Source organism: Psychrobacter sp. van23A (genome assembly GCF_030845275.1).
Taxonomy (GTDB): domain Bacteria; phylum Pseudomonadota; class Gammaproteobacteria; order Pseudomonadales; family Moraxellaceae; genus Psychrobacter; species Psychrobacter faecalis.
Window position 1 is genome coordinate 2680985 of the sequence record NZ_CP132595.1, and the last position, 24352, is coordinate 2705336.

Below are 24352 nucleotides of genomic sequence, written 5' to 3' on the forward strand. Positions count from 1 at the left end.
AAAATCAATATTTAGAAAAAACAGCTAATTACTAGTTACTCACAGCCACTAGATGGCAGCATCGGTATATTGCAAATCCTGTGCCAGCAGACTTGGCATAAATACATACCAATCTTGCTCATCTTTGACAAACTTACCGTGATTATAAGGCGCAAACGGCGAGCTCGGTTCAAGCGCTTCTGCTCGATATTGGTCTTGGGTAAACTGCTCAATGCCCAGCACCTGATCGACCAGCAGTCCTGAAAACAGATTATCATGGTCAATCACAATGACTTTACGCTGGCTCATTTGTGGCAATCGGCTGGGCACTTGTAAAAACCGCGACAAATCGGTTAACGGCAACAAGCGCCCGCGGATGTTGGCGATGCCGAGCATCCAAGGCTTTACTAAAGGTAAGCTGGTATATTCTGGCATGGATAATACTTCTGATACTTGACCCATTGGTGCCACCAAACGCTGACCGCCAATTTCAAATACCACGCCTTGCCAATCAAACTCTTTGCCGCCGCGGCGACCACTTTTACGCGCGCGTGCTAAGTCTGCTATACGCAGCAGCTCAATAAATCCTCTGGATGCCACAAGCTACCCCATTACTTTACGAATTATCTGGACCAAACCACTTTCATCAATCGGTTTGGTGATATATTCTTTAGCGCCTTGACGCTTACCCCATACTCGATCTGTTTCTTGGTTTTTGGTACTGATCATAATAATAGGGATATGAGCAGTCGTTTTACCGCGCGTAATTTTGCGGGTTGCCTGAAAACCATTCATCTCAGGCATTACCACGTCCATCAAAATGACGTCTGGTAGATGGTCGACGGCCATCTGACAACCTTGCTCTCCATTGCTCGCTTCTAATACTTGAAAGTTATTTTTAGAAAGCATGTCGCGAAATTTCGCCATCTCAGATGGCGAGTCGTCAATGACTAAAACAGTAGTCATAGGTATTTCCTTTATTTTTGATGATATCCATCAGGATATATTGTTAAAACAAACCGATTAAAAATAAATCGTATTGATTGAATGCCAGTATTATTTTCATCAAGATAAAAATTAAGCAGCAAGCGCTCACTATTAACCTGAATAACCGAACTTATAATATTTTTATAGCAGGTCTTTAACGGGCTGCTATTCACGTTACTGATTATTTAGCGATACTGGTTAATCGCCTCAAAAAGCTCATCTTTACTAAATGGCTTGGTCAAATACTCATCAGAACCAACAATGCGCCCGCGAGCTTTATCAAACAAACCATCTTTCGATGACAACATAATCACCGGTTTGCTCGCATAATCTGGATTATTTTTTATCAAGGCACAAGTCTGATAACCATCTAAACGCGGCATCATAATATCTACAAAAATGATATCTGGATTGTTATCAACAATCTTCGCTAAGGCATCAAAACCGTCAATCGCGGTGACGACTTCACAACCTGCTTTTTGCAATAAAGTTTCTGCGGTACGGCGAATGGTTTTTGAGTCATCGATTACCATTCAAAATCAGTAAATAAGAGTAATCATTTCACCGCCTCATAATTCCCTATATAATAAAAATTCGTTGACAAGGGTGATCGCTATGACAGGTTTTATAGATTTAAGGCGTTTGAGGGCTAAATTTTCAAGCACCATACTTTTAGCTTTTAGCCCATTAAAAAAGAGTGCGTATCTTTTGGGCGCGGCGCTGCTTATCGCCTGCCAGCCCTCCCCGCCTACGTCAGAACCTGTCACAGCTGAAAATAGCGAGGCCTTTGACACGCCCCTGCTCATACGTGCTGATAGCATTACGATGACCCCTGATCATATCCTAAGCGTCAAACCAACCCGTTATCAGCCGAGCCTTGGCTTAGAAGGTGAGATTGAGCCTATCAAACAGGTAAACCTAATTGCTGCCCAAGCACTGACGGTAGAGCAGGTGTTGGTGAAAAAAAATCAACGGGTCGAAAAAGGCGCACCATTATTCACCGTTCGACGGCAAGCAGCGCCTATTGAATCAACAGAGTCATCTGAACAAGCCGATGATGAAGTAGCAACTTCCTTAGAAGTAGAAGATGAAGTAGTAGATAATAAAGGTGCGGCCACTGAACCAAAACCGTCTGCCGTCAACAGTACTCAAGCGGCGCCAAAAGATTCCACTGCTAAGAATTCAGATAACATAAAACCCAGTACAGAAAAAAATGGTGAGGATGTTAAAGGAAATTCTGCTAGTGCTAGCAATAACGACTTAGACAATAACCAAGCTTCTAAGCATACAGAAACGGCGAATAATTTGATAACGGTACGGGCAAGCTTCGCAGGTCATATCGAAAAGCTATACGTCAAAAGCGGCCAACAAGTAGCACCGCGTCAACCTCTTTTAAAGCTTAGCGACGGGACGGAGCTGCATTTTAGCGCAAGCTTACCGATTGAAGCCAAATCACAAATCTCCGTTGGACAAACGGTTAACTTCACGGCGGAAGGCTTGATAGATAAATTTACCGGTCAGGTCAGTAAGCTGACAGTCACTGAGTTACCAAAGCAGCTATTGGTTTATGTCAATGTGGTTGATAATGAAGTCAGTCGCAACCAAATACGACCTGATATGCAGGTGACTGGGCGCGTTGACTACGGACAAATAGAAGTTGGAACCATTGTTCCTAAGCGCGCGCTGCACAATGTTGACCTAACCGTGCTGCACAAACCGCCTTATAAGCCGCTGCGTCCTTTGCATGCTAACGTTTGGATTATCAAACAAGACCAGCGTTTGACGCGCCAGCCCGTCGAAGTTATCGAGTATGACCCCTTGACTAAGCAGTATTTAATTGCCGGTATTACCAATGACAGTTTGATTTGCTTGGCAAACTTACCGGTGGAATCTGAAGGAAAAAAGGCGGTAGTTTCATAAGCGCCAAAGCTCGTAGTTACATTGTGTAGAAACATTAACAAAGCCTATCTTGTTTAATAACATCCTGTTTAGGCAATATAGCGTAAACTAATAGGGATTACGCTTTGAGTGAGAATGAACTAAGAGTTAAGGGCTTTGAAAATTTAGGGCGTGCTTATTTACAAAAACAGTTTTATAAAGACAGCATTTGTAGATAGGCACTTTTAAAGCAGTATTTTTAAACAGCATTTTAAACAAACTATAACAACAACTAGAGGAAAAATTATGAGTAAGCAAATTTTATTAATTGAAGACGATCCAGATTTAGCCGAATTAATCAGCGATTATCTGACCATGAACTATTATGATGTACATCATGCAGGACTAGGTCAAGAAGGTTTGGACTTGTTAGACGCTAAAGAGCGTGACATCGATTTGGTGGTGCTAGATTTGATGCTGCCTGATATGGATGGCATGCAAGTTTGCCAAAAGATACGTGGCAACAAAAACAACATGACCAATAAAGTGCCGATTATTATGCTAACGGCGAAAGGCGATACCACAGACCGTGTATTAGGTTTAGAGATGGGCGCCGATGATTATATTGCCAAACCCTTTGAGCCGCGCGAACTACTCGCGCGTATTCGTGCCGTCATTCGTCGTCATGAGCAGCCAAATCAAGCTGACAGCCAGTCAGATAGTTTAACGTTTGGGCGCCTAAGCGTTTTTCCTGACAGTCATGAAGTCACTATCGATGATCAACCAGTCCGTTTGACGACGCATCAATTTCAGCTGCTGCATTACTTTGCTACCCACTCGGGCAAAGTGTTAAACCGTGAGCAATTATGGCAAGCGATGCCAAACGATGATAGCTCGGATAATATTGATCGCGCCATTGACGTGCATATTTCGCGCTTGCGTGCGTTAATCGAAGACAATCCGCGCCAGCCAAAACGTATCATTACCGTACGCGGTGTGGGTTATCAATTCGCTACCGATCAGGTATAGTTAGCACATGCAATCAAACGCTATTAAACTAAGCCCGTATTGCGATAAACTTATTAAAATAAAATGAATAAAATGGTTATAAGCGTTTGATAATAGAGATGATTTAATGCAACAACTGGGTTTTCGTTCCGTATTTGCCAAACTATTTGCCAGTGTCATGCTGGCACTTATTTTATTTGCGGTAGCGATGGTGTTATTGACCCAGTTGGTACATGACAAAGACGCTGGTATTCGTTCAGAAATCTTAGCCACGCAAATTTTGGGTCAAGTCGACCCATTTTTGCATGAGCTAAATATTGCTGTCAGTAAAGACAACCGTTTACAAGCGCGCTTTATGCTAGCGGTGGTCAAGAAAAGCTTTGATATTTTTGATGAATCACTGCAAGCAAAAATGGGCCTATATGACAATGAAGGTCATTTGCTCATGCAAAGCGACAACAGCGATTTGCCATTAGAATTGCCTGCGCCGCCCTCGCTATTAGCGCGCGTCTTTCCCTCATTTGCCGAAACCTCCCCAACCAAGCAAGCCCAAGTTTATAGTAGCACCGGCTATACGCTATTATACGAATCACGCCTGCCGCCTAAAAAACCTGTCCTCTCTGCCGCCTTAAATTTATTTACTGGTACGCTATTGCTGCTGCTTATCATGGCAGGGGTGCTTTGGTGGATTGCGCGTACCATTACTTGGCGTATCAATCAGATGAGCCAACAAATGGCGCAATTGGGCGACGGCGACTTTACGGTGCGAGTCAATGCCCGCGGTAATGATGAGATTGCATCGCTTGCGCGCGGCTTTAACCAAGCAGCACAAAAAATTGAACACCTAATCAATGCCAATAACCTGCTATTGGCGCACGCCTCGCACGAGCTGCGTACGCCCATCACCCGTATTCGCTTACAGATTGAGATGATGGATATGCTGGCGGGTGCATTGCCGAGTGATACCAAAGAAAAATTTGATAAGCGTGCCCAAGCTATCAATCGCGATTTGTCTGGATTAAACGATTTGGTCGAGAGTATTTTGCTGGTCAGTCGTTTAGATGCTGGACACGCGCTACAACAAGTTGAGCATTTGGACTTATATGATTTAGTAAACCAAGAACGCCAGCATTATCCTCAAGCAACCTTGATTGGCGAGCATATCGTCATCGATGGTCAATCATCGATGCTGACCCACTTAATTCGTAACCTATTGACCAATGCTATGCTGCACGGCAAACCACCCGTTACGGTATTACTTTACGGCGTACAAACGCTAGATGAAGCCGACGCTATTCCAGATTATCTTTTGCAAACCATACTGTGTAGCAGCTTTGTCGATTATAACAGCCCAGACTTTGATTATGATGAAGAAGCGCCTGATAGCGACCATGCGCTTGAAACTGATCAAAACGCCCAGCAAAATGCTGATGCCACAATTACTAACGATAATATTGTTCCTAGCGATAATAAAGCCACCTCAACATCAACGTCGACAGAAGAAGCGTCGACCGCAGCGTTACTACCTGCGCCAGTGATTTATAAAAATGGTGAAAGCATCACTGTGGATGCTGAGATTGATGGCAATACGAATAGTGATAACAGCACAGATACTGATAAATCATCGACGGCAAAAACTATTGACTCATCTAATGAGCTAAACAATGACCTAAGTAGCACCACTGAGACCGAAGCCATTGTCGAGCCGTCGTTATTACTTACCTATCAGCGCTTTACTACCGATTTGACAGAAAAAATTAAAAAAGTTATTTGGCGCGCGGTTCCTGAACAACAAGAAACATCCATCGACGACATCGATGACAAGACTATCAATAAACAGATAGAAGAAGCGGATAAAAGCGTTAGTACTGAGAAGGATGACGCCAAAAGTGCCACCAAAGACCCTAATAAAGAAAACGTTAATAAAGAAAACGGCGACACGGCAAACGCTACCCGCAAAGAGGGCATATTTAGTAAACATCTCAAAAAGCCGAAAGCTGAGCCAATACGCCCGCTACCGAAATTTGCGGTGCTGGCGGTGATTGATGAAGGCGAAGGTATCCCTGAAAATAAACGCGAAGAAGTCTTTAGCCCCTTTGTACGCTTACAGCAAAAAAATAAAGGCTCGGGGCTTGGTTTGTCGTTGGTTGCCCAGATAGTTACGGCGCACCAAGGCCGTATCATTACAGATACCATTAATGGTCATACGCGATTTTTAGTGGTATTACCCGTCAAGCACGACCCTCATTATCAACATGACAGCCGTCACTAATCTCATCAGCTAACCAATCTACCGCCAAGATTATCTGTTAATCATGGATGTCCATATCCAAAACGCTGCATAATATGCTATATTAGCGCCCCTTATTATAGGGTTATTGAAGGTTGATTTTAATTTGCGCACAAATACGCAAAAGAGCCTGCAACCGCTTCATAGCCATTAAAATATTTATTAAATTTTGAGCATTCCATGAGTGACATGATTGTCTTAAACGATGTGACCAAAAGCTTTTTAAGCGACCGGTCTATAAAAGATAAAGACGGCAAGCCACATTGGTTTACTGCGGTTGAGCCGACATCTTTAACGGTAAAACAAGGCGAAATCTTTGGTTTAATGGGTTATTCGGGCGCGGGTAAGTCTACCTTATTACGCCTGATTAATTTACTTGAGCGCCCAGACTCAGGTCAAGTCATCATAGATGGTACCGATTTGACCACCTTATCGGCCAGTGACTTACGTATCGCCCGCCACAATATCGGTATGATTTTTCAGCAGTTTAACCTGATGTCTAACCGTACTGTCTATGATAATGTCGCCTTTAACTTAACGGTGGCAGGTTATCCGCGTGCCGATATTTATAAGCGTGTGATGGACTGCTTAGAAATCGTTGATTTGACTGACCGTGCTGGGCACTATCCTGCGCAGCTATCAGGCGGACAAAAACAGCGTGTTGGTATCGCCCGTGCGATCGCGCCGAGCCCAAAAGTATTATTGGCTGATGAGCCGACCAGTGCGCTTGATCCTTCAACCACGCGCAGCTTATTGACTTGTCTGCGTGATATTAATGAGCAGCTTGGCGTCACCATTGTCATCGTCACCCATGAGATGAGCGTCATTCGTAGGCTATGCGACCGCGCCGCATTGTTACATCAAGGGCAGTTGCTCGAGGTTGCCGATATCCGCGACGGTCTGATTCAGGCCACGACCCCGATTGGCAAAGGCTTGGTTCATGAAGATTAAGAGGCAGGAGAATAGACATGTTAACTGGTGCTGAATTATCCGCCTCATTGGACAAGCTGCTTGCGCTACGTAAAGAAATTTTGCAGGCGTTTGTAGATACCTTTATTATGCTAGGTATCTCAACGACGGTCGCCATCGTTATCGGCGGTCTGTTTGGAGTATTCTTGTTTTTATCCAGTGATCGGCAGTTTCTGCAAAATAAAACCTTGTATGGTGTCCTTGGTGCGATCACCAACTTTATGCGCGCCTTCCCGTTTGTGATTTTGATGATTGCCATGAGTCCTTTTACCAAAGCCATCGTTGGCACGGGTATTGGACCAATTGCCGCGTCACTAGTACTGGCGATTGCCGGTTCCTTTTACTTCGCACGCTTGGTCGAGCAAAATCTGCGCGAAGTACCACGCGGCATTATCGAAGCAACGGAATCTATGGGTGCCCGCCCCTTGACCATCATCAAAGTATTGCTTAATGAAGCGCGCTCAGGTTTGGTATTGTCCGTGACCATTTTATGTATCAGCTTACTGTCGTTTTCGGCGGCGGCGGGTATGATTGGTGGTGGGGGTTTGGGCGATTTGGCCATTCGTTACGGTTACTATCGCTATCAAACTGAGGTGATGGTCTTTATCGTCGTGATGCTATCGATTATGGTCATCGGTATTCAGGCATCTGGTAATTGGATAGCTACCCGTTTAGATAAACGTTAAGCCAAAGTTTTAGTCTTTACCCTCTCTATTATGGTGATTTCACCTTTTATTTTGAGAGGCAAAGACTGTTTAATATGAATAATACTCAAGGTTTAATGCCGATTCATCCTAAGCAAATGCTTGACTTTGTAACTGATTCCCTTTAATTTTGATACTATCTTAACAGCCTTTAACTTAGCAGCATTACTATTCATAATGTTGCTTTTTTAATGCGGATTTTTACTGTTGACATTTAATCCCTATTCCCTCCCCCTTATTAAGGAAGTTTCATGAAATTAACAGATATCAGCCGTCAACTCGCGACCGCATTGGCCACCGTTGGCGTATCAGGCCTTGTATTGGTCGGTTGTAATAACTCATCAGCACCAGAAGCTAGCAAAGAGCCAGTCACTGAAGGTGCTACTGAATCAACGACGACAGAAACGGCAGCGGGCAACGATATCGATCCTGAACATAGCAAGATTGTGATCGGTACCACTGAAGGCGATTTTGCTGATATGGTTCGTAACCAAGTAAAAGGCTCGTTAGAAGCGCAAGGCTATGAAGTTGAGCTGGTCACCTTTACTGATTATGTACGTCCAAACATTGCTTTAGCTGATGGCGATTTAGACATCAATATCTTCCAACATAAGCCTTATCTTGATACCTTTAAAAAAGAGAATAATCTTGATTTGGTTGAAGTCTTCCAAGTGCCAACTGCGCCACTTGGCATCTATACTGGTAAAAAGACCAAGCTTGACGAAGCCTACAAAGGCATGAGCGTTTCTGCGCCTAATGACCCAAGTAACTTTGCTCGTGCATTGGTCATGATGGATGAGCTTGGTTGGATTACCCTAAAAGACAACATCGATCCTCTGACCGCATCAAAAGCAGATATCGCTGATAACAGCAAGTACGACATCAAAATCATTGAGCTAGAAGCAGCCCAGCTGCCACGTGCGCGTGATGAAGTAGACTTTGCTGTTATCAATGGCAACTACGCAACCGATGCGGGTATTAAGCTGACTGAAGCGCTATTCCAAGAGCCAAGCTTTGCTTATGTCAACTGGTCTGCCATCAAAACTGCGGATAAAGATAAGAAATGGGTCAAAGACGTGACCAACGCTTATAACTCAGAGGCCTTTAAAAAGTATGCTCACGATAGCTTCCCAGGCTACAAATACCCAAAAATCTGGGGTGAGAACACAGCTACTGCTGCTGCAGCCCCTGCAACCGCTGCTCCTACAACAGATACTGCACCAGTTGCCGAAGCTGCTGCTCAATAGTTAATATTAACCATTGTAAAAACGATTAATTCGAATAAATAAAACGTTTTTACAGTTAAAATTGCCTTAATTTGAAAAAGCCCATTATTTTGAATAGTGGGCTTTTTTGCTCTTAAATTTTATTGAATGGGTACAATCAACGACTCGCAATGACGTTACAGCCTGTTTGTGGTTTGTAGGAAAGCGTCACTTACTCTTTCACTTAGCCTATTTTCTTTTTATAGTGGCTAAGCTTAATAGAGAATGTGCCTTAATATAAGCTTTGATTTAATAAAAATCGACGCTTAATAAAATCTAAGAAATTTATATGTCTGCTCAAATTCTCTATTAATAACGATAAGAACCATTAATAAATCACAAAAAAACAAGGATAATAATATGCGTGCTAAAACTTATAATATTCGCACCGCTGGACAAGCGAACATTCCGGTACTCGGACTGGGTACATGGCAATCAACGGGACAAGACTGTATCGATGTGGTCAGCCAGGGGCTACAAATGGGCTATGAGCATATTGATACTGCCCAAGCTTATGATAATGAAGTCGAGGTGGGAAAAGGCATTAAGCAATCAGGCGTCGCGCGTGATAAGTTCTTTTTAACGACGAAAATATTTCCTGATGACATGAAGTTTGAACCAGAAAAACTTATCGCTGCGGCCAAGCGCTCGCTAGAAAACTTAGATACTGATTATGTTGATTTACTGCTGCTGCATTGGCCTGATGATCGGGTGCCTTTGTCTGAAACGATGCCAGCGCTTTGCGAGCTACAAAAACAAGGGCTGACTCGTAATATTGGGGTATCTAACTTTAATATCGCCAATATTATCGAGGCTAAAAAATATGCTGATGTGCCGATTGCGGTTAATCAGGTTGAGTTTCATCCCTTTATTAAGCAAAACACCCTGCAGACTTTTTTAAACAATCACCATATTTTATTAGAAGCTTACTCGCCGCTTGCTCGTGGTGATGTGTTTGATAATGAAATCATTAAAGACATTGCTGATAAGCATGGGATTACACCAGCGCAAGTTTCACTAGCGTGGATTTTATCTGATAAGGCACGTATTGCCATTCCAAAAACCTCTAACCCCGACCATTTACAAGGCAACTTAGATGCTGTCAAGGTAACGCTCAGTGCGGATGAGCTTGAGAAAATCGGTAGCTTAGCGCGTAGCGATGGGCGTAAAATTAAGCATCCAGATTATTCACCAGAATGGGATGATTAGTAAGCTATAGTAATGTAAAAATGAAAATAAGCACAAAAAAGCCAGTGATAAAGGTCACTGGCTTTTTTTATGTTTAATACTTTTTACGATAACTATTAATAATTGTATTGTCAGCGTTGTTACTGCTGCAAAGTATCGGTCTTATGCACTTTTTCGGCAGGATTGTATTGCTCAGAAGAAGGTATGGCGCCGTTACGATTGTTTTCTTTCATCGATTTGGCCACTTCTGGCGGCATATAGTTTTCATCATGCTTGGCCAATACTTCGCCTGCGACAAAGGTATCACCTTGCATTTTACCCGTTGCTACCACGCCTGAGTTTTCAGCGAATAAATCTGGCAATATACCTTGATAGGTCACCGGCACGGTTGATTCAAAGTCGGTGATCGCAAACTCCACGCTTAACGGGTCGTCTGGCGCACGTTGGACACTACCGGCAACGACCATACCACCAGCGCGGATACGCTTATCCTGAGGCGCTTCACCTTGCGCAATGGCGGTGGCGTCAAAGTAGTAATCGGTCTGTTGCCCAATGGCATAAATCACCAATACCACGGCAATCGCCGCCCCTGCAAGCGTAAACATAACCCACATCAGTTTTTTGCGACGAACTGCGTTCATACCACTACCTCATTGATGAGTCGCTGTTCTACAAACCACTCGTCTGCAAAACAGAAAATATTAAAGAAATGCTTATTGGACTGACTTAATGATAAGCCCGTCTAACCGTACTTTTCTAATACCTATATGGTAGCATTTTTTGCCCAAATCAATAAGCCCCCCTAGCAACCGATGCGGTCATATATTTACCAGTAAGGCATTATTATTTGATAGGCTAAAAATTTGATATTAAAAAGAATTTTTTAAGAAGATTTGTTTAGGATGGTTGTTTGGTTTTAGAATTAGGGGTCTTGGCAGCGCGCTGTGCTTGACGAGCTTGCTGAATGGATAGCTGCTTGATAAGCGCTTGGCGTTGACGGCGGCTATAAATAATAAAAAACAGCATCACGCCAACCGTAATTGCCCAGCATGACCAGACAAACACGCCATGCTCACCCATGGCAACAAACTCAGAGACGCTATAAAAGTAAGGCTGCATTTTATTTCCCTAGCCGTTATTTGCTTGGTTTATGGTTGTATTTTAGGATTATTTATTTTGGCTACGAACGTATTCTTTGACCCATGCTTTGCCTTGGTCGCGATATAAAATCAGGGTATTGGTCCGATAAATGGCCAATGAAGCGACCAGTAAATAACTACCAATAATCATCAGTAGTAAGGGCAGCCACATATCTGCCGACATTTTTGGTGCCGCCGTCAGGGTAAAGGTTGAACCTTGGTGCAAGGTATTCCACCACTGCACTGAGTACTTGATAATAGGCAAATTCACCGCGCCAACGATAGACAAAATAGCCGCCGCTTTACCGCGATTGGCGGTATGTTCAAAGGCCGCAAACAACGCCATTACCCCAGCATACAAAAACGCCAAAATGAGCATAGACGTCAAGCGTGCATCCCAAACCCAATACGTCCCCCACGTCGGTTTTGCCCATATAGAACCTGTGAGTAAACTAATCACACAAAGCAAAAACCCCATCGGAGCCAGTGCCTGAGCTACAAGGCTTGCGGTCTTAATTTTCCATACCAGATAAATGACACCAAGTACCGCTAAGGCAAAATAAATAGAGATAGCGAGACTGGCAGCGGGTACATGGATGAAAATAATGCGATAGCTATTACCTTGCAGATAATCCGGCGGCGCAAATGCCAAGCCCCAAACGCTACCGATGAACAGACAGAGACCGGCTAATATCGCGAGCCACTTAACCCAAGGTGCAAAGATACGAAAAAACTGCTTAGTACCCACAGTGGTCAAAAAGACCTGCCAAATGCGTTGCCACAGGCTAGGAGATGAGACATTATTCAGGTTGGGCATGGGAATAAACCTATTGCGCAGCTGGTGATTATCGAGTAAAACGCATGATTCATACGCCTACCCGCTAACTTGCTGACGTTAAACGCTGGATAGAATCTACACGTGATTATTTGTTGAATAGCCTATTATAGCAAAGTTGCCAGTTTTCATCATGCTGTTAAGATAAAGGGCTTTCATCAGAAAAGGTATATAGTCGATACTAAATGAAAAGGATAGACAATACTATGCCGGGTGACTGGTGCAAATTTTTCTTGCTTGCTGTGCCTACGCCGACAGAGGCGACGAAAAATTTATCCCAGCCCCGCTGCCTCTTTTTAATATTGACCTGAATATAACATGCCAACATTAATTGTTAATTTAACCATGCCATTTTTAACGTCATTGCAATCACCCATGGCATCACCAGTATCGAAATGATGCTACCTGCTAATAATAACGCTAAAATCGGCAAGCCGTTGAGACCTGTGGCAAATAAATCAATCGCACCAGTAGCAAAAATCAATACCGGCAACTGCATCGGTAAGGCAATCAAAGGTACCAGCACCGCGCCGTTTTTTAGTGATAACGTCAAACTACTGGCGACTGCTGACAGCATGAGCAGCATCGGACTACCAGTAATAATAGACGCCATCAATATCCATGCCTCAAACCAGCTTAGCTGAAATAAAGGCACGGCGAGCAAACTTAATACTGCCACAATGCCGCTACTAAAAATCCAGTGAATAACCAAACGAATCAGCACCCATAATGGCAGCGATGCTTTAGCGACGACTAACTGCGCAAGCGTACCATTATCAAGCGCAGGCTTAAACAAGCCATCAACACCCATTACCAGTGACAGTAATGCCGCAATCCACACTGCCGATACGCCAAGGCGTTGTAATAAAGCAGGCTCGCTACCAACCGCTAGCGGAAACAAGGTGATAATCACTAGGAACAGTACCAAAGGATATAACCACTGCACCGCGCCTTGCTGCTTGACCTGCCATTCACGCCGCCAAAGCTGCATAAAACTGATACCGCGCACAGCAGCTGTATTAACATTTGAAGTATTAGCATCCGAGCTTGTATTCACGGTTTTTACTGCACTGTCAGTGTCTATCATTTATTGGCTCTTCCACTCATGCGTGTCGCACTTATATTGACGCTTGTTGCAGTTAGATTGATGTTCATGGCAGTTATATTGATAGCATTTACACCATATAATCGGACAAATCGAGCACTTGATTGGCAACGCCGACGGCTTGGTGACTGGTCATTAGTATCGCACCGCCAGCCGTAGCAAATTCGCGCAACCTATCTTCCATGCGTGCTACCATATCGACGTCAAGCGCGGTAAATGGCTCATCGAGTAGCCATAAAGGCGTGACCTCAGGCGTTAATAAATAAAGCCGTGCAAGGGTAATGCGCCGTGTTTGCCCCGCAGATAAATGGCTTGAGCTAATCGTTTCAAAACCCTGCAGCCCTACCCATGTAAGGGCGTCATCGATCTCAGCTGTACTTGGACTAATGCCATATAAATTAAGCAAAAAAGTGAGGTTTTGGGCGACGGTCAGGTTTGGATGAATGCCCAATTGATGCGATACATATAAAGGCTGCACGGGTAAGTTTGCTATCCCTTGATAAATAACCTCACCGCTTAGCACTGGCAATAACCCAGCTAATTGCATCAGTAGCGTCGTTTTACCCGTGCCATTAGCACCGACCAAGTGACAAATGCTACCCGCCGCCAGATTGAGCGTCACGCCTTCACATAAAGGAATTTCACCGCGCTGAACCGTTAGCTTATCAAGCGCAAGTAAAGCTGTATTCAGAGCCGTCATCCAAACCTCTCATTTATTTATTAAGCAGCAGGCAATATTCATCACAAACACCGCTGATGTTCGTGGCATAATACTTTATGCTTACTTCAACCCCACAGTATAACAAATTGTCGATTACTATGACCTCAAAACCTATGCAGACTTCAAAAGATAGCCAAAATTTAGACACTCAAAGTGCTACGAGCACCAACCTAACGCTCGACCGCTTAATCGAGGCGCAAGTTGCCTTTATGCAACAATGGCTGCATGCGCAAGCCCAGCCTTTAGCAACACAGGCTTGGCAGTGGTTTGGCGAGCAGCCATTGAGCAAATATATCAGTAGCGATGATTTGCAGCATCTTATTAATGACTGGTTTCTCAAGCAGCCGCTAAGCGAGGTAGTACGACGCGATATTCGTGATATTTTGCATACTATTATTTATCATCCGGTTAATGATAATGTGCCTTTATCAGAATTGGTCGATGACAGCCAAGTTGAGATCCTAGCCAGCTATGTCGGCAGTCATGAAGAGCAGCGTAATATCTTGGTGCATACGCTGGTTGGCAATGAAACCTTTGCTGATTTATTGACGCAAACGCTGTATCACGCTATCAACGATTTTATGGAATCCACGCTAGATAAAGCGGGCCCTGCTGGTAAACTGATGAAACTTGGGCGCAGCTCGTTTGAAAAAGCCACCAACCGCAATCTTGATGAAAAACTGCAGTCCTACCTGCATCGCAATATTAAAGATTTAACACGCCGAGCAGAAGCCAACGCCCAAGCGCATTTAACCAACGAAGAGGTTGCGCGCTTATTGGTCACCGGTTGGGGGCGTATCAAAGAAAAACCAATCAGCGAAATCCAAACCTATTTACGCGATGAGCCAAACGATAGCAGTATCGCGCATATTGAAAATAGTATTCAACAAAGCTACAACCGTCTGCGCCTATCGCCTTACTTGCACAGCCTTGTGGCAGCGAGCGTCGATACTTGGTATAGCAACCATCAGGCCGATAGCATAGCTACTATCGCGGCAAGTTTACACATCGATGAGCAGGCAATAACGCAATTGAGTACCGCCCTGCTCCCTGTCGTCACGGACGCTCTTGAAAGCTCATGGTTTACGGCGCATATAACAGAGATGCTGCAAGCGTTTTATGCGCAGCCTAGTATCAAAGCAGGACTGGTATTTGGCAGCAATTAATCTGCTGTTTTAGCGTACGGTTTTCTTTAAAATTTTATTATTCACCCTTTATTAGTCAGCTATTATCTATGAGCGAATCTTCTAAACTCAGCTTATGGCAAAGAATCAAGCAGTTGCTTAGTATGGCAACTGAACAGGCTACTATTGACGACACGAAGATTGATAACGACTTGGACTTGGACTTGGACTTGGACTCGGACTTTAGTTCAGATTCAAGTCTGACAAAACAGGATAAAAACAACGCTTATCCTTCAAAAAATGAAAGAGATAGTATTCAAACTTATCCTAAAGACAGTGATAATAATGACAATGATGATACGGATATTATCGGCTCTAGCCCTGACTTAAACCATAATGTGAACCGTAACGCAAACCAGAGCGTTGATAGCCACTTTGATAATCACTTCGATGAGGTTATTTATAGCAGCCTTAGTAGCAATCTTGATAGTCGCTTAGATAGCAGCACTGACACTGACACTGATACTGATACTGACGCTTATTTTGATTTTGATAATGACATAGACAGCATGACGCAGCAAACTGCGCTGAATGACACCCCTATTGTCAATTATCTTAAGCAGTATTTCGACGATCAACAATGGCATTATAACCATTATCGACCTAAAAGCAGTGTCAGCGATAATAACGACAGCCAGCAATCACACTATTTGTCTTTTAGAATGCGCAATAAAAATCTTGATTGCGGCTACCTATTTCGCGTGCAAGAACATAACAACTTGCTAGCGGTCTATGGTGTTTTGCCGTTCTTAATACCCGAAAGCCATCAAAGCGCCGCCATGTTACTGATTACCCAAATTAATTACGACATGCTGATTGGCAATCTCGAAATGGATATCAATGATGGCGAAATACGCTACAAAAACGCCATCGATGTCGAAGCGGTCGGTATGGATGAAAGTACCATTGAGCACTTATTACAAAGTGTCATCGCGATGACCACGGTGACTTATGAGATATTTAGTGAATTGGTCAACAATCAAAATCCTGCTACAGAATTGCAAGATTTACTGATGGCGCTACATCGACAAGAGGATGCGCGCACCTTTTTCTTACCTACGCAGTTTGTTCAGTAATCCATTGCGCAAACTCAGTATTTGTCGCTCTTACAATTACTCACCAATCCTCTACTTTCAAAACGCTTAAACCTCTCTATTCTTTTACCTTCTATTCTTAAATTACTTTTTAAAAGACATACGTTAATACTATGCTAAAAATTGCTTACTCTGATATTTTTCGTTATTCCGTACCCGAAAAACACCGCTTCCCCATGCAAAAATATACGATGATTCCTGAGCGTTTACTGGCCGAAGGGACCATCACTAGCGATAATTTTTTTGCCCCAAAACGTCTGAGCGAAGAGGAGATTTTAACCACGCATACTGCGGACTATTGGCAGCAGCTTAAAACCCAAACCTTACCACGTAAAGAAGCGCGCGCCATTGGTTTTGAGATGACGCCAGAGTTGGTAGAGCGTGGTCGTTATATTGCCCATGCCACCTATGAATGTGCGTTATATGCGCAGCAATACGGCGTGGCGATGAACGTCGCGGGCGGCACTCACCATGCTTTTGCCGATCATGGCGAGGGGTTTTGTGTGTTTAATGATGTTTGTATCGCCAGCAATTTATTATTAAATCGTGGACAGGCACAACGAATCTTAATCGTGGATTTAGACGTGCATCAAGGTAATGGCAACGCCAGTATCATGGCGGATGAGCCGCGCGTTTTTGTCTTTAGTATGCATGGCGCAAAAAACTACCCGTTTCGCAAACAAGTATCAGACTTAGATATCGAGCTGGATAATGATACGGCTGATGCAGAATACTTACAGATATTAGAGGATACGCTGCCACGCTTAATCCATGAGTTTGCACCGGATATGATGTTCTATCAATCTGCGGTCGATGTGTTGGCAACCGATAAATTGGGCAAGCTTAGTCTGACGCTAGAGGGTTGTAAGGCGCGTGATGCGTTTGTCCTACAACAAGCTAAAGCGGCCAATATTCCCGTGGCTATCGTCATGGGCGGCGGCTATTCAGAAGATATTGAAGACGTGGTTGAGGCGCACTGTAATACGTTTCGTTTGGCACAGCAGCTGTTTTTTGCAGAATTGATTGATTAAGGTGTTACTTAGAAAAAGCCATGACCAAATAACGTAAGAAAACTAGAGAGGTTAGCGAGAGTTTAAATGGCAAAAATATTGATTGGTGTAGGAATTTTGCTGGTTATTATCGGCATTATTTGGCTGCTGTTTCCAAATGCATTTTCGTGGCTCGGCAATATGCCAGGCGATATCAAACATACCTCAGGCAATACGCGAGTTTACTTTCCAGTGGTCACCATGATTATTATCAGTATCGTTGCCACTATAATATTAAATCTATTTAATCGCTAAACTTGTTTAAGCGTTAAGTTTATAGCAACGCTGTTATGCCTTGCCAGCCAACCCGAATACCGAGAACGGTAAGAATCAACAAGATAAGCTGACGAAAGCGGGCTTGCGGTAAATAGCGACGCAAGCGAATCCCAACCAACAGCGCAGCGATAGACAATACACTCAGTAAGATAATCAGCTGCCACTCATTAGCACTTAGCGCCATGATAGGTTCACGTAAGACAATAATTTGCGCAACCTTACCCAAGAAATAGCACATGTTGCCAACTTTGGCGATGGTATGCTTATCGTCACTTGCGGACAGTAAATACATCATGAGTATGGTCGACATAGCATTGGTCGCACCGCCAATTATTCCAGCACTAAGTCCAACGATAATCAACACAGGCTTGGTATTGGGCAGACGGATTTGCTTACCGAGCAAGCTACTGCTGACATAAAAGCCAATCACCGCAGCTAATACCAATAGAATATATGCGCTATCGACCCACAGCAGTAGCTTGGCACCGAGCATACTACCGAGCAGGCTGGTCAATGCCAATAACCAATAGCGCCTACCGTAATAGATGAAATTTTGCCAAATACTGCGTCCGCCACCTGCTAACCACGTCATGGCATTGAGCAATAACGACGGGAAAATCACCAAGACAATCGCATGCGGTAACGGATAAATACTGGCAAGTGCAGTGGTGGTTACTAACGTCACACCCAGTCCGCTAATACCATGCAATAATGATGCTAGCGCAAAAATTGCCAGTAGCAATAACGTCTGGGTACTATCGCTATCCATCATATTCGTCATATGAGTCATAGAAACTTATAACCTAATAACGATAGTGATGATAGATATCGGCGACTGACATTGACAACAGCGCAATCAGCATAAGTAGACCGTTTCTTATGATTAATTATGCTTGATGACGTTGCCAAATGGTCTCACCAATAATAGTAACTAACTGCTCGGCAATCTCATCTTTGCTGGCCTTTTCAAGAATCACATTATCGTGTTCATAACGCTCGGAGAAAAACACTTGCATGGCATTATCGTCACTGGCAAAACCAATATCGGCGCGCGAAACGTCATTACAAGCGATCAAATCTAAGTCTTTAGATAGCAGCTTGCCACGCGCATAGCGCTCAACATCTTGCGTTTCTGCTGCAAAACCCACGACAAACAGCTCCGGATGGGCAAGAGAAATCGTCGCTAAAATATCAGGGTTTTTAACCAAGTTTAGCGTCATGGCATCTTGGGTTTTTTTGATTTTTTGCGGCGCGGCATCGAGGGTACGATAATCGGCGACGGCGGCAGTGGCGATAAAAATATCAGCAACCTTTATACCCGCACTCTCATTTTCAGCATGTTCATTTTCATGTTGATGCGCTTCACCGCAACCACAGTCATCGTGATGATGAGAATGGTCATGGCTATGTTCATGGCTATGTTCATGAGAATGCTCATCAGCGTCTTCAGGTAAATACTGTAGCGCACTATGCGTGCCATCAACACATTGCTGTGCGGCTATCAACATATCTTGCGCTGATAACACATCAATGCGCGTGACATTAAGCGGTGTTGGCAAGGCAACTTTGCCACCAGCAATCAAAATCACCTCTGCGCCAGCGGCCACGCAAGCACGGGCTAAAGCAAAGCCCATTTTGCCAGTGGAGTGATTGGATAAATAGCGCACCGGATCGATAGCTTCTACCGTTGGTCCTGCGGTAATCACCACGCGTTTACCGGCTAAAAGCTGCGGCGTGGTTTGCATGGCGGTAAATAATTGTACTTCCGCTAATAAATCTTCAGGCTCAGGCAAGCGCCCTGCTCCGACGTCACCGCATGCCTGCTCGCCGCTGCCAGGTGCAATAATTTGATAATTCATATCGCGCAGAGTTTGCACATTGAGATTCACCGCCGGATGCGCCCACATCTGCTGATTCATGGCTGGCGCAATGATAACCGGCGCAGTCGTAGCTAAGCAGACCGTAGTCAATAAATCATCTGCCATACCCATTGCCAGCCGCGCTAAGGTATTGGCGGAAGCAGGCGCAATGACAATCAAGTCTGCCCATTTAGCAAGCTCAATATGACCCATACCCGCCTCTGCTTGCTCATCAAGTAATGAGATATGCACCTCATTACCAGTCAAAGCCTGCAAAGTCAGCGGCGTGATAAAGGCTTGTGCGCCTGTGGTCATAATGACGCGCACATCAAAGCCCGCCTTGACTAAAAGACGGGCAAAAATAGCAGATTTATAGGCGGCGATACCGCCAGTGATAGCAAGCACAATATTTGACATAAGCATGGCATCGATAAAAAAATGAAAGATAAAAATTGCGCTTATAGTAACAATTATGCGATAAGTTAGGGGAAGTTTTGTAGATTTATCTCAGTTATCTGGCATCCATCCTTTGTTAAGGAGTAACAATGGCAATTAAAGACTGGCACGAAGATGACAGGCCACGTGAAAAGCTACTGAAATTTGGTGCCGCTCACTTATCTGATGCCGAGATATTAGCGATATTTTTGCGCACAGGTACCCCGTCGCAATCGGCCATTGAGCTTGCTCGGCATTTAATAGAGCAGTTTGGCAGCCTAGCTGAACTTTTGGCCGCACCAAAAGAGACGGTACTTGCTTGTCACGGTATCGGTCCCGCTAAGTACGCGCAGATTCTAGCATCGCTTGAGATGGGCAGGCGTTATTTGGACAGTCAGCTTAAAACCGGTCATGCCCTTGGGCGCTCGCAAATGGTCAAAGACTACATCAGCACTCAGCTGCGCGGTGAGTCTCGTGAAGTTTTTGCCGTGCTATGTTTAGATAATGCGCTAAATTTAATCAATTTTGAGATACTATTTACTGGCGGGATTTCCTCTTGTTCGGTTTGCATCAAACATGTGTTACGCCATGCGTTGAGCCACGCTGCCAGTCAGCTTATCGTTGCTCATAATCATCCTCATACTGACGCTACCCCATCAACGGCCGATAATTTACTCACTTATGAGCTAAAAAAAGCCTGCGACTTAATAGATTTGTCTTTAATTGACCATATCATCGTCGGGCGCAATGAAACGCTCTCGTACGCTGAGAAAAGCCTAGCGCCTTTTGCCTGAGACCTTTTAGCTAGCAACTTCTGTCTGACGCTTGATACATATTTTCGACATAGCGTAGCATTTTGGCTCTTGATAGTTATAAACAACTGTTTCATATTGGTAGCTTACTTTATTTTTGCTCTAAGAGCTTTTATACAGTAGTTATCTACAAGCTTAAGTTTTAAATAAAGTCCAACACAGATATTCAATTTGTAGCATAAATGAGCTTGTTCTAAGCCCAGCTATAATGAAAAATTAAAATAATAATTCACATTATTGCATTTTTTTATTCACTTAAATTTTACGCTGGTGTATTCGGCGTTAGCAAGGAGACAGTCATGGCCATTGGCTTTTTTATTTTGGCAATCCTCATTCAGTTAGCCATGGTCTTGGCCATCTTTTTATTATCCTTATCGCGTGTCACCGGTAGTATCGTCGCCCTTGTTACCGTCCTCGTCACCGCCTTTATCAGTCCATGGTCGCTCATCTTAGGCATACCGATTGCATTACTGTGCTTGGTGCTGCTGCTCACTCCGCTGCGTCAGTCATTGATTACCAAGCCCGTTTATAAAGCTTTGGGCGGCGCCATGCCAAGCATGAGTGATACCGAACGTGAAGCGCTCGATGCTGGTACCAGTTGGTGGGAAAAAGAGCTATTTATGGGCGCGCCGAATTGGGATACCTTCGCTAAATACCCGTACCCTGAATTGTCAGAAGAAGAACAAAGCTTTATCGATAATGAAGTCGAAGTGCTGTGCGCGATGCTTGATGAGTGGAAAATTCACCATGAAGATAAAGAGTTGTCACCAGAAGCGTGGCGCTTTATCAAAGACAATGGCTTTTTGGGCTTAATCATTCCAAAAGAATATGGCGGACTGGAGTTTAGCTCGTATGCGCAAAGCCGCGTGATGAGTAAGATTGCCTCGCGCTCACCGACAGCTGCTGTCAGCTGTATGGTGCCAAACTCACTTGGCCCTGGTGAGCTTTTGATGCATTATGGCACCGATGCGCAAAAGCAACGCTGGCTACCGGGTCTTGCCAAAGGTGATGAAATCCCCTGTTTTGGTTTGACCGGCCCTGAGGCGGGTTCTGACGCTGGCGCAATTCCTGATACGGGCGTGGTTTGCTATGGCATGCATGAAGGCGAGCAAGTACTCGGTCTGTGTATGAATTTTTCTAAGCGCTGGATTACCCTAGCGCCTATCGCTACCGTCGTTGGCTTAGCCTTTAAAATGTATGACCCCGAAGGTCTACTTGGTGACCCTAAAAAGACTGATTACGGTATTACCTGTGCGTTGGTGCCTGCCAGTCACGAAGGCGTCATTACAGGACCAAGGCATAATCCAGTTGGCTCGCCATTTATGAATGGGACGGTCGATGGCAACGACGTCTTTATTCCGCTCGATTATATTATCGGCGGCGTCGAAAACGCTGGTCGCGGCTGGCGGATGCTGATGGAATGTTTGGGCGTTGGTCGCGGCATCTCCTTGCCAGCGCTATCAACGTCGGCCAGTGAAGTTGCCTATTTGACCGTTGGGGCATTTGCAAAAGTACGTGAGCAATTCAAAATCTCGATCGGTAAATTTGAAGGCATTCAGGACGTGACCAGCAGCATGGCAAGTAACACTTACATGCTTGAAGCGTTTCGTCATCTGGTCACCTGCGGTCTAAACCAAGGTGGTACGCCATCGGTCATGACGGCAATGGCAAAATACTATGCGACTGAAACCATGCGCAATGTCATTAATGACGGTATGGATGTCGTCGGTGGTCGCGCCGTACAAATGGGCCCGCGCAACTTTTTAGCGATTCCTTATCAATCCATTCCCGTCTCTATCACTGTTGAAGGCGCCAATATTTTAACGCGCTCGTTGATGATTTTTGGTCAAGGGGCGATGCGCTGCCACCCTTATCTGTTCGATGAGCTACAATTGCTACAAAGTGACGATAAAGAAGGCGCGCTTAAAGAGTTCGATAATCTATTCTTTAAACATTTGGGCTATACCTTTAATCGCGGCGCCAAAGCCTTTGTCGCAGGTTATGTCGGTGGTAGCAGTCATGCGCCAAGTTTTGCCGATAGCTTTACCCGCCCTTATTATAAAGACATCAATCGTCTAAGCGCAGGATTTGCCCTGACCGCTGATATGGCGCTAGGTCTACTCGCGGGTGATTTAAAACGTAAAGAGATGCTCTCTGGGCGCTTAGCAGATATTCACGCCCATCTATTTATCTGTACAGCGATTTTGCAATTTTATGAATATGGTTCTAAATCAGAAGCCGAGCGCTTACATGCAGAAGTGGCGCTAAAAAATAGCCTTTACACCATTCAAGAAGCCTTTTTATCTTTGTTTGCCAACTTCCCAAATCGCATGGCGGCAAGCGTAGTCAGCTTTGTCACTTTCCCAAGCGGTCGTATCTTTGCCCCAGTGAGCGACGAGCTCAAACGCCAATTAGGCGATACCTTTATGGATGACTTTGAAGCCAATCCATTCCGCGATTACCTTAAAACCATGGTGTATTACAATACTGAGCCAGATGATGTCAATGGTCGCATGGAAAACGCTTATCAAACCCTGCTCGAAGTAGAGCCTTTATGGCAGAAATTTAAAAAGGCAGAGCATAAAGACCATTTCGAAGGTCTGACTTTTGAAGATCATGTGGTTTATGCTAGCCAAAATGGTGATATTACCGAAGCAGAGGCGGAGCAGCTGATTCGCTATAATGCCATACGTTTTGATTCCTTATTAACCGATGTCTTTGATAAGCATTTAGCCGAAGCGCAACCTCGCGATAATCCGCACAGTTTGGATAATGCGGTACATAAACTCACCGATTACGCGCAATTAAAAAACCAAGCGCAAGCAAGAAACGGCGTTGCGACAGATGATTCTACGCAGACGGCTGATGCGGTCACTGCTGATAAGCAAGAATCCACGGGCGATGACAACCCAGACCACGGCTATGAAAGCGATGGTAATGTCAAAATGGTCAGCGAGCAAGATACAGTCGAAGAAGTGCAAGAACAAGCCGACTTTAAGGATGCAAATCCTGATGCAGAAGCGCTTGATCCGCGTCGCCGTGATGCAGAAACCCATTTGAGCGAGCGTATGAGCTATAACCATAGCCTGCATAAAACTGATCCTACTTCTGATAAAATGATAAAAGAAACAGATAGTGGCATAGAAAAACCTGACAATCATGCTGAGTGGCAAGATGGTCTACGTCGTGACGAAAATGACAAGATATAAAAAGGTTTGAAGTTATTGCGGTTTTAAACAGTCACGGTATAAAACCGCTAAGACCAACCTCTGCTCATAATCGGTTCGCCCTTAAGCGAGATTATTCAATATGAATAGTCTCGCTTTTTTGTTTATACCCCAACTACTACCAATCAATTTACTCAAAAATTGCTTATGTTATTCAATTTAATCTAAAAATTTTTGCCGATAAATAAAATTAAAATACCGTGCGTTTATTCTCTTGCGCTGTTTTAGTCATAAATATTTCTTGCAGTTACCCCAACAATTCTTTTATATTGTCCCCAAAATCTGACTTCAGAGACAGATAACAAACTTTTAGACGTAACGAAAATAGGCATAAAAACGATACTTATA

The 24352-nt window shown here is 44.2% G+C and carries 23 protein-coding genes; 13 read left to right on the plus strand and 10 right to left on the minus strand.

All coding sequences use genetic code 11. The features are described from left to right. Positions 1 to 48: 48 nt before the first annotated feature. From RAH45_RS11425 to RAH45_RS11435, 3 genes are all read right to left on the minus strand, one after another. Entirely contained in the window at positions 49 to 579 is a 531-nt protein-coding gene (locus RAH45_RS11425; protein WP_068403518.1) for a chemotaxis protein CheW, read from the minus strand. A 3-nt stretch (positions 580 to 582) separates the two neighbouring features. Continuing rightward, the gene (locus RAH45_RS11430; RefSeq protein ID WP_068403521.1) at positions 583 to 945 is read right to left on the minus strand and encodes a response regulator; all 363 of its coding nucleotides are present in this window, start codon (positions 943 to 945) and stop codon (positions 583 to 585) included. 206 nt (positions 946 to 1151) lie between these two features. Then, on the minus strand, positions 1152 to 1499 hold the full coding sequence (locus RAH45_RS11435; protein WP_068403524.1) for a response regulator: 348 nt from the start codon (positions 1497 to 1499) through the stop codon (positions 1152 to 1154). Between the two features lie 82 nt (positions 1500 to 1581). Here RAH45_RS11435 and RAH45_RS11440 point away from each other — a divergent pair, with 82 nt between their 5' ends. The 7 genes from RAH45_RS11440 (at position 1582) to RAH45_RS11470 (ending at position 10289) form a co-directional block, all read left to right on the plus strand. Next, a complete protein-coding gene (locus tag RAH45_RS11440) occupies positions 1582 to 2886 on the plus strand; it encodes an efflux RND transporter periplasmic adaptor subunit (RefSeq protein ID WP_102076450.1) in 1305 nt (434 codons plus the stop codon). Between the two features lie 264 nt (positions 2887 to 3150). Next, complete coding sequence (locus RAH45_RS11445) at positions 3151 to 3873, plus strand: response regulator transcription factor (RefSeq protein WP_068403530.1); 723 nt, start codon at positions 3151 to 3153, stop codon at positions 3871 to 3873. Between the two features lie 106 nt (positions 3874 to 3979). Then, positions 3980 to 6124, plus strand: a complete 2145-nt coding sequence (locus RAH45_RS11450; RefSeq protein WP_193032138.1) for an ATP-binding protein — start codon at positions 3980 to 3982, stop codon at positions 6122 to 6124. A 198-nt stretch (positions 6125 to 6322) separates the two neighbouring features. After that, entirely contained in the window at positions 6323 to 7093 is a 771-nt protein-coding gene (locus RAH45_RS11455; RefSeq protein WP_068403535.1) for a methionine ABC transporter ATP-binding protein, read from the plus strand. A 17-nt stretch (positions 7094 to 7110) separates the two neighbouring features. After that, positions 7111 to 7797, plus strand: a complete 687-nt coding sequence (locus RAH45_RS11460) for a methionine ABC transporter permease (RefSeq protein WP_068403538.1) — start codon at positions 7111 to 7113, stop codon at positions 7795 to 7797. Between the two features lie 269 nt (positions 7798 to 8066). Continuing rightward, the gene (locus tag RAH45_RS11465) at positions 8067 to 9062 is read left to right on the plus strand and encodes a MetQ/NlpA family ABC transporter substrate-binding protein (RefSeq protein ID WP_193032133.1); all 996 of its coding nucleotides are present in this window, start codon (positions 8067 to 8069) and stop codon (positions 9060 to 9062) included. Positions 9063 to 9440: 378 nt separating this feature from the next. Next, a complete protein-coding gene (locus RAH45_RS11470) occupies positions 9441 to 10289 on the plus strand; it encodes an aldo/keto reductase (protein WP_068403543.1) in 849 nt (282 codons plus the stop codon). A gap of 119 nt (positions 10290 to 10408) precedes the next feature. Here RAH45_RS11470 and ccmE read toward each other — a convergent pair whose 3' ends face one another. From ccmE to ccmA, 5 genes are all read right to left on the minus strand, one after another. Next, complete coding sequence (ccmE, locus tag RAH45_RS11475) at positions 10409 to 10909, minus strand: cytochrome c maturation protein CcmE (protein WP_068403544.1); 501 nt, start codon at positions 10907 to 10909, stop codon at positions 10409 to 10411. 256 nt (positions 10910 to 11165) lie between these two features. Beyond that, positions 11166 to 11387: a heme exporter protein CcmD gene (gene ccmD, locus RAH45_RS11480; protein ID WP_191690311.1), complete on the minus strand. Its 222-nt coding sequence runs from the start codon at positions 11385 to 11387 to the stop codon at positions 11166 to 11168. A 48-nt stretch (positions 11388 to 11435) separates the two neighbouring features. Next, positions 11436 to 12224 (minus strand): heme ABC transporter permease CcmC, encoded by a 789-nt coding sequence (ccmC, locus tag RAH45_RS11485; protein WP_068403546.1) that lies wholly within the window; start codon positions 12222 to 12224, stop codon positions 11436 to 11438. Between the two features lie 352 nt (positions 12225 to 12576). Next, positions 12577 to 13233: a heme exporter protein CcmB gene (locus RAH45_RS11490; RefSeq protein WP_193032151.1), complete on the minus strand. Its 657-nt coding sequence runs from the start codon at positions 13231 to 13233 to the stop codon at positions 12577 to 12579. 184 nt (positions 13234 to 13417) lie between these two features. Continuing rightward, positions 13418 to 14047 carry a heme ABC exporter ATP-binding protein CcmA gene (ccmA, locus tag RAH45_RS11495; RefSeq protein WP_193032131.1) on the minus strand — a complete coding sequence of 210 codons (630 nt, stop codon included), beginning with the start codon at positions 14045 to 14047 and terminating at the stop codon, positions 13418 to 13420. Between the two features lie 134 nt (positions 14048 to 14181). On the opposite strand from ccmA, the gene RAH45_RS11500 reads away from it, so the two are divergent. The 4 genes from RAH45_RS11500 (at position 14182) to RAH45_RS11515 (ending at position 17650) form a co-directional block, all read left to right on the plus strand. Further along, positions 14182 to 15234, plus strand: a complete 1053-nt coding sequence (locus RAH45_RS11500) for a hypothetical protein (protein WP_227514901.1) — start codon at positions 14182 to 14184, stop codon at positions 15232 to 15234. 68 nt (positions 15235 to 15302) lie between these two features. Further along, positions 15303 to 16328, plus strand: a complete 1026-nt coding sequence (locus RAH45_RS11505) for a YbjN domain-containing protein (RefSeq protein WP_306495283.1) — start codon at positions 15303 to 15305, stop codon at positions 16326 to 16328. 131 nt (positions 16329 to 16459) lie between these two features. Next, positions 16460 to 17377, plus strand: a complete 918-nt coding sequence (locus RAH45_RS11510) for a histone deacetylase family protein (protein WP_068403550.1) — start codon at positions 16460 to 16462, stop codon at positions 17375 to 17377. A 66-nt stretch (positions 17378 to 17443) separates the two neighbouring features. After that, the gene (locus RAH45_RS11515; protein ID WP_068403553.1) at positions 17444 to 17650 is read left to right on the plus strand and encodes a DUF2905 domain-containing protein; all 207 of its coding nucleotides are present in this window, start codon (positions 17444 to 17446) and stop codon (positions 17648 to 17650) included. A gap of 19 nt (positions 17651 to 17669) precedes the next feature. On the opposite strand, the gene RAH45_RS11520 is transcribed toward RAH45_RS11515, so the two are convergent. Both RAH45_RS11520 and coaBC read right to left on the minus strand, forming a co-directional pair. Further along, positions 17670 to 18452, minus strand: a complete 783-nt coding sequence (locus tag RAH45_RS11520) for a sulfite exporter TauE/SafE family protein (RefSeq protein ID WP_082894226.1) — start codon at positions 18450 to 18452, stop codon at positions 17670 to 17672. A gap of 106 nt (positions 18453 to 18558) precedes the next feature. Continuing rightward, the gene (gene coaBC, locus RAH45_RS11525) at positions 18559 to 19947 is read right to left on the minus strand and encodes a bifunctional phosphopantothenoylcysteine decarboxylase/phosphopantothenate--cysteine ligase CoaBC (protein WP_193032127.1); all 1389 of its coding nucleotides are present in this window, start codon (positions 19945 to 19947) and stop codon (positions 18559 to 18561) included. 128 nt (positions 19948 to 20075) lie between these two features. Here coaBC and radC point away from each other — a divergent pair, with 128 nt between their 5' ends. Together radC and RAH45_RS11535 are read left to right on the plus strand one after the other, a co-directional pair. Further along, entirely contained in the window at positions 20076 to 20759 is a 684-nt protein-coding gene (radC, locus tag RAH45_RS11530; protein ID WP_193032125.1) for a RadC family protein, read from the plus strand. A gap of 317 nt (positions 20760 to 21076) precedes the next feature. Continuing rightward, positions 21077 to 23986, plus strand: coding sequence for an acyl-CoA dehydrogenase (locus RAH45_RS11535; protein WP_306495284.1), 2910 nt, complete (start codon positions 21077 to 21079; stop codon positions 23984 to 23986). Positions 23987 to 24352: the final 366 nt, after the last annotated feature.

Bases quoted from the DNA above. Each gene is read 5' to 3' on its own strand.
- RAH45_RS11430 (WP_068403521.1), bottom strand. From the start codon at position 945: ATGACTACTGTTTTAGTCATTGACGACTCGCCATCTGAGATGGCGAAA.
- RAH45_RS11515 (WP_068403553.1), top strand. From the start codon at position 17,444: ATGGCAAAAATATTGATTGGTGTAGGAATTTTGCTGGTTATTATCGGC.
- ccmC (WP_068403546.1), bottom strand. From the start codon at position 12,224: ATGCCCAACCTGAATAATGTCTCATCTCCTAGCCTGTGGCAACGCATT.
- RAH45_RS11440 (WP_102076450.1), top strand. From the start codon at position 1,582: ATGACAGGTTTTATAGATTTAAGGCGTTTGAGGGCTAAATTTTCAAGC.
- RAH45_RS11455 (WP_068403535.1), top strand. From the start codon at position 6,323: ATGAGTGACATGATTGTCTTAAACGATGTGACCAAAAGCTTTTTAAGC.
- RAH45_RS11450 (WP_193032138.1), top strand. From the start codon at position 3,980: ATGCAACAACTGGGTTTTCGTTCCGTATTTGCCAAACTATTTGCCAGT.
- RAH45_RS11460 (WP_068403538.1), top strand. From the start codon at position 7,111: ATGTTAACTGGTGCTGAATTATCCGCCTCATTGGACAAGCTGCTTGCG.
- coaBC (WP_193032127.1), bottom strand. From the start codon at position 19,947: ATGTCAAATATTGTGCTTGCTATCACTGGCGGTATCGCCGCCTATAAA.
- ccmA (WP_193032131.1), bottom strand. From the start codon at position 14,047: ATGACGGCTCTGAATACAGCTTTACTTGCGCTTGATAAGCTAACGGTT.
- RAH45_RS11470 (WP_068403543.1), top strand. From the start codon at position 9,441: ATGCGTGCTAAAACTTATAATATTCGCACCGCTGGACAAGCGAACATT.
- radC (WP_193032125.1), top strand. From the start codon at position 20,076: ATGGCAATTAAAGACTGGCACGAAGATGACAGGCCACGTGAAAAGCTA.
- ccmD (WP_191690311.1), bottom strand. From the start codon at position 11,387: ATGCAGCCTTACTTTTATAGCGTCTCTGAGTTTGTTGCCATGGGTGAG.
- RAH45_RS11520 (WP_082894226.1), bottom strand. From the start codon at position 18,452: ATGACGAATATGATGGATAGCGATAGTACCCAGACGTTATTGCTACTG.
- RAH45_RS11435 (WP_068403524.1), bottom strand. From the start codon at position 1,499: ATGGTAATCGATGACTCAAAAACCATTCGCCGTACCGCAGAAACTTTA.
- RAH45_RS11465 (WP_193032133.1), top strand. From the start codon at position 8,067: ATGAAATTAACAGATATCAGCCGTCAACTCGCGACCGCATTGGCCACC.
- RAH45_RS11505 (WP_306495283.1), top strand. From the start codon at position 15,303: ATGAGCGAATCTTCTAAACTCAGCTTATGGCAAAGAATCAAGCAGTTG.
- RAH45_RS11500 (WP_227514901.1), top strand. From the start codon at position 14,182: ATGCAGACTTCAAAAGATAGCCAAAATTTAGACACTCAAAGTGCTACG.
- RAH45_RS11510 (WP_068403550.1), top strand. From the start codon at position 16,460: ATGCTAAAAATTGCTTACTCTGATATTTTTCGTTATTCCGTACCCGAA.
- ccmE (WP_068403544.1), bottom strand. From the start codon at position 10,909: ATGAACGCAGTTCGTCGCAAAAAACTGATGTGGGTTATGTTTACGCTT.
- RAH45_RS11535 (WP_306495284.1), top strand. From the start codon at position 21,077: ATGGCCATTGGCTTTTTTATTTTGGCAATCCTCATTCAGTTAGCCATG.
- RAH45_RS11490 (WP_193032151.1), bottom strand. From the start codon at position 13,233: ATGCAGCTTTGGCGGCGTGAATGGCAGGTCAAGCAGCAAGGCGCGGTG.
- RAH45_RS11445 (WP_068403530.1), top strand. From the start codon at position 3,151: ATGAGTAAGCAAATTTTATTAATTGAAGACGATCCAGATTTAGCCGAA.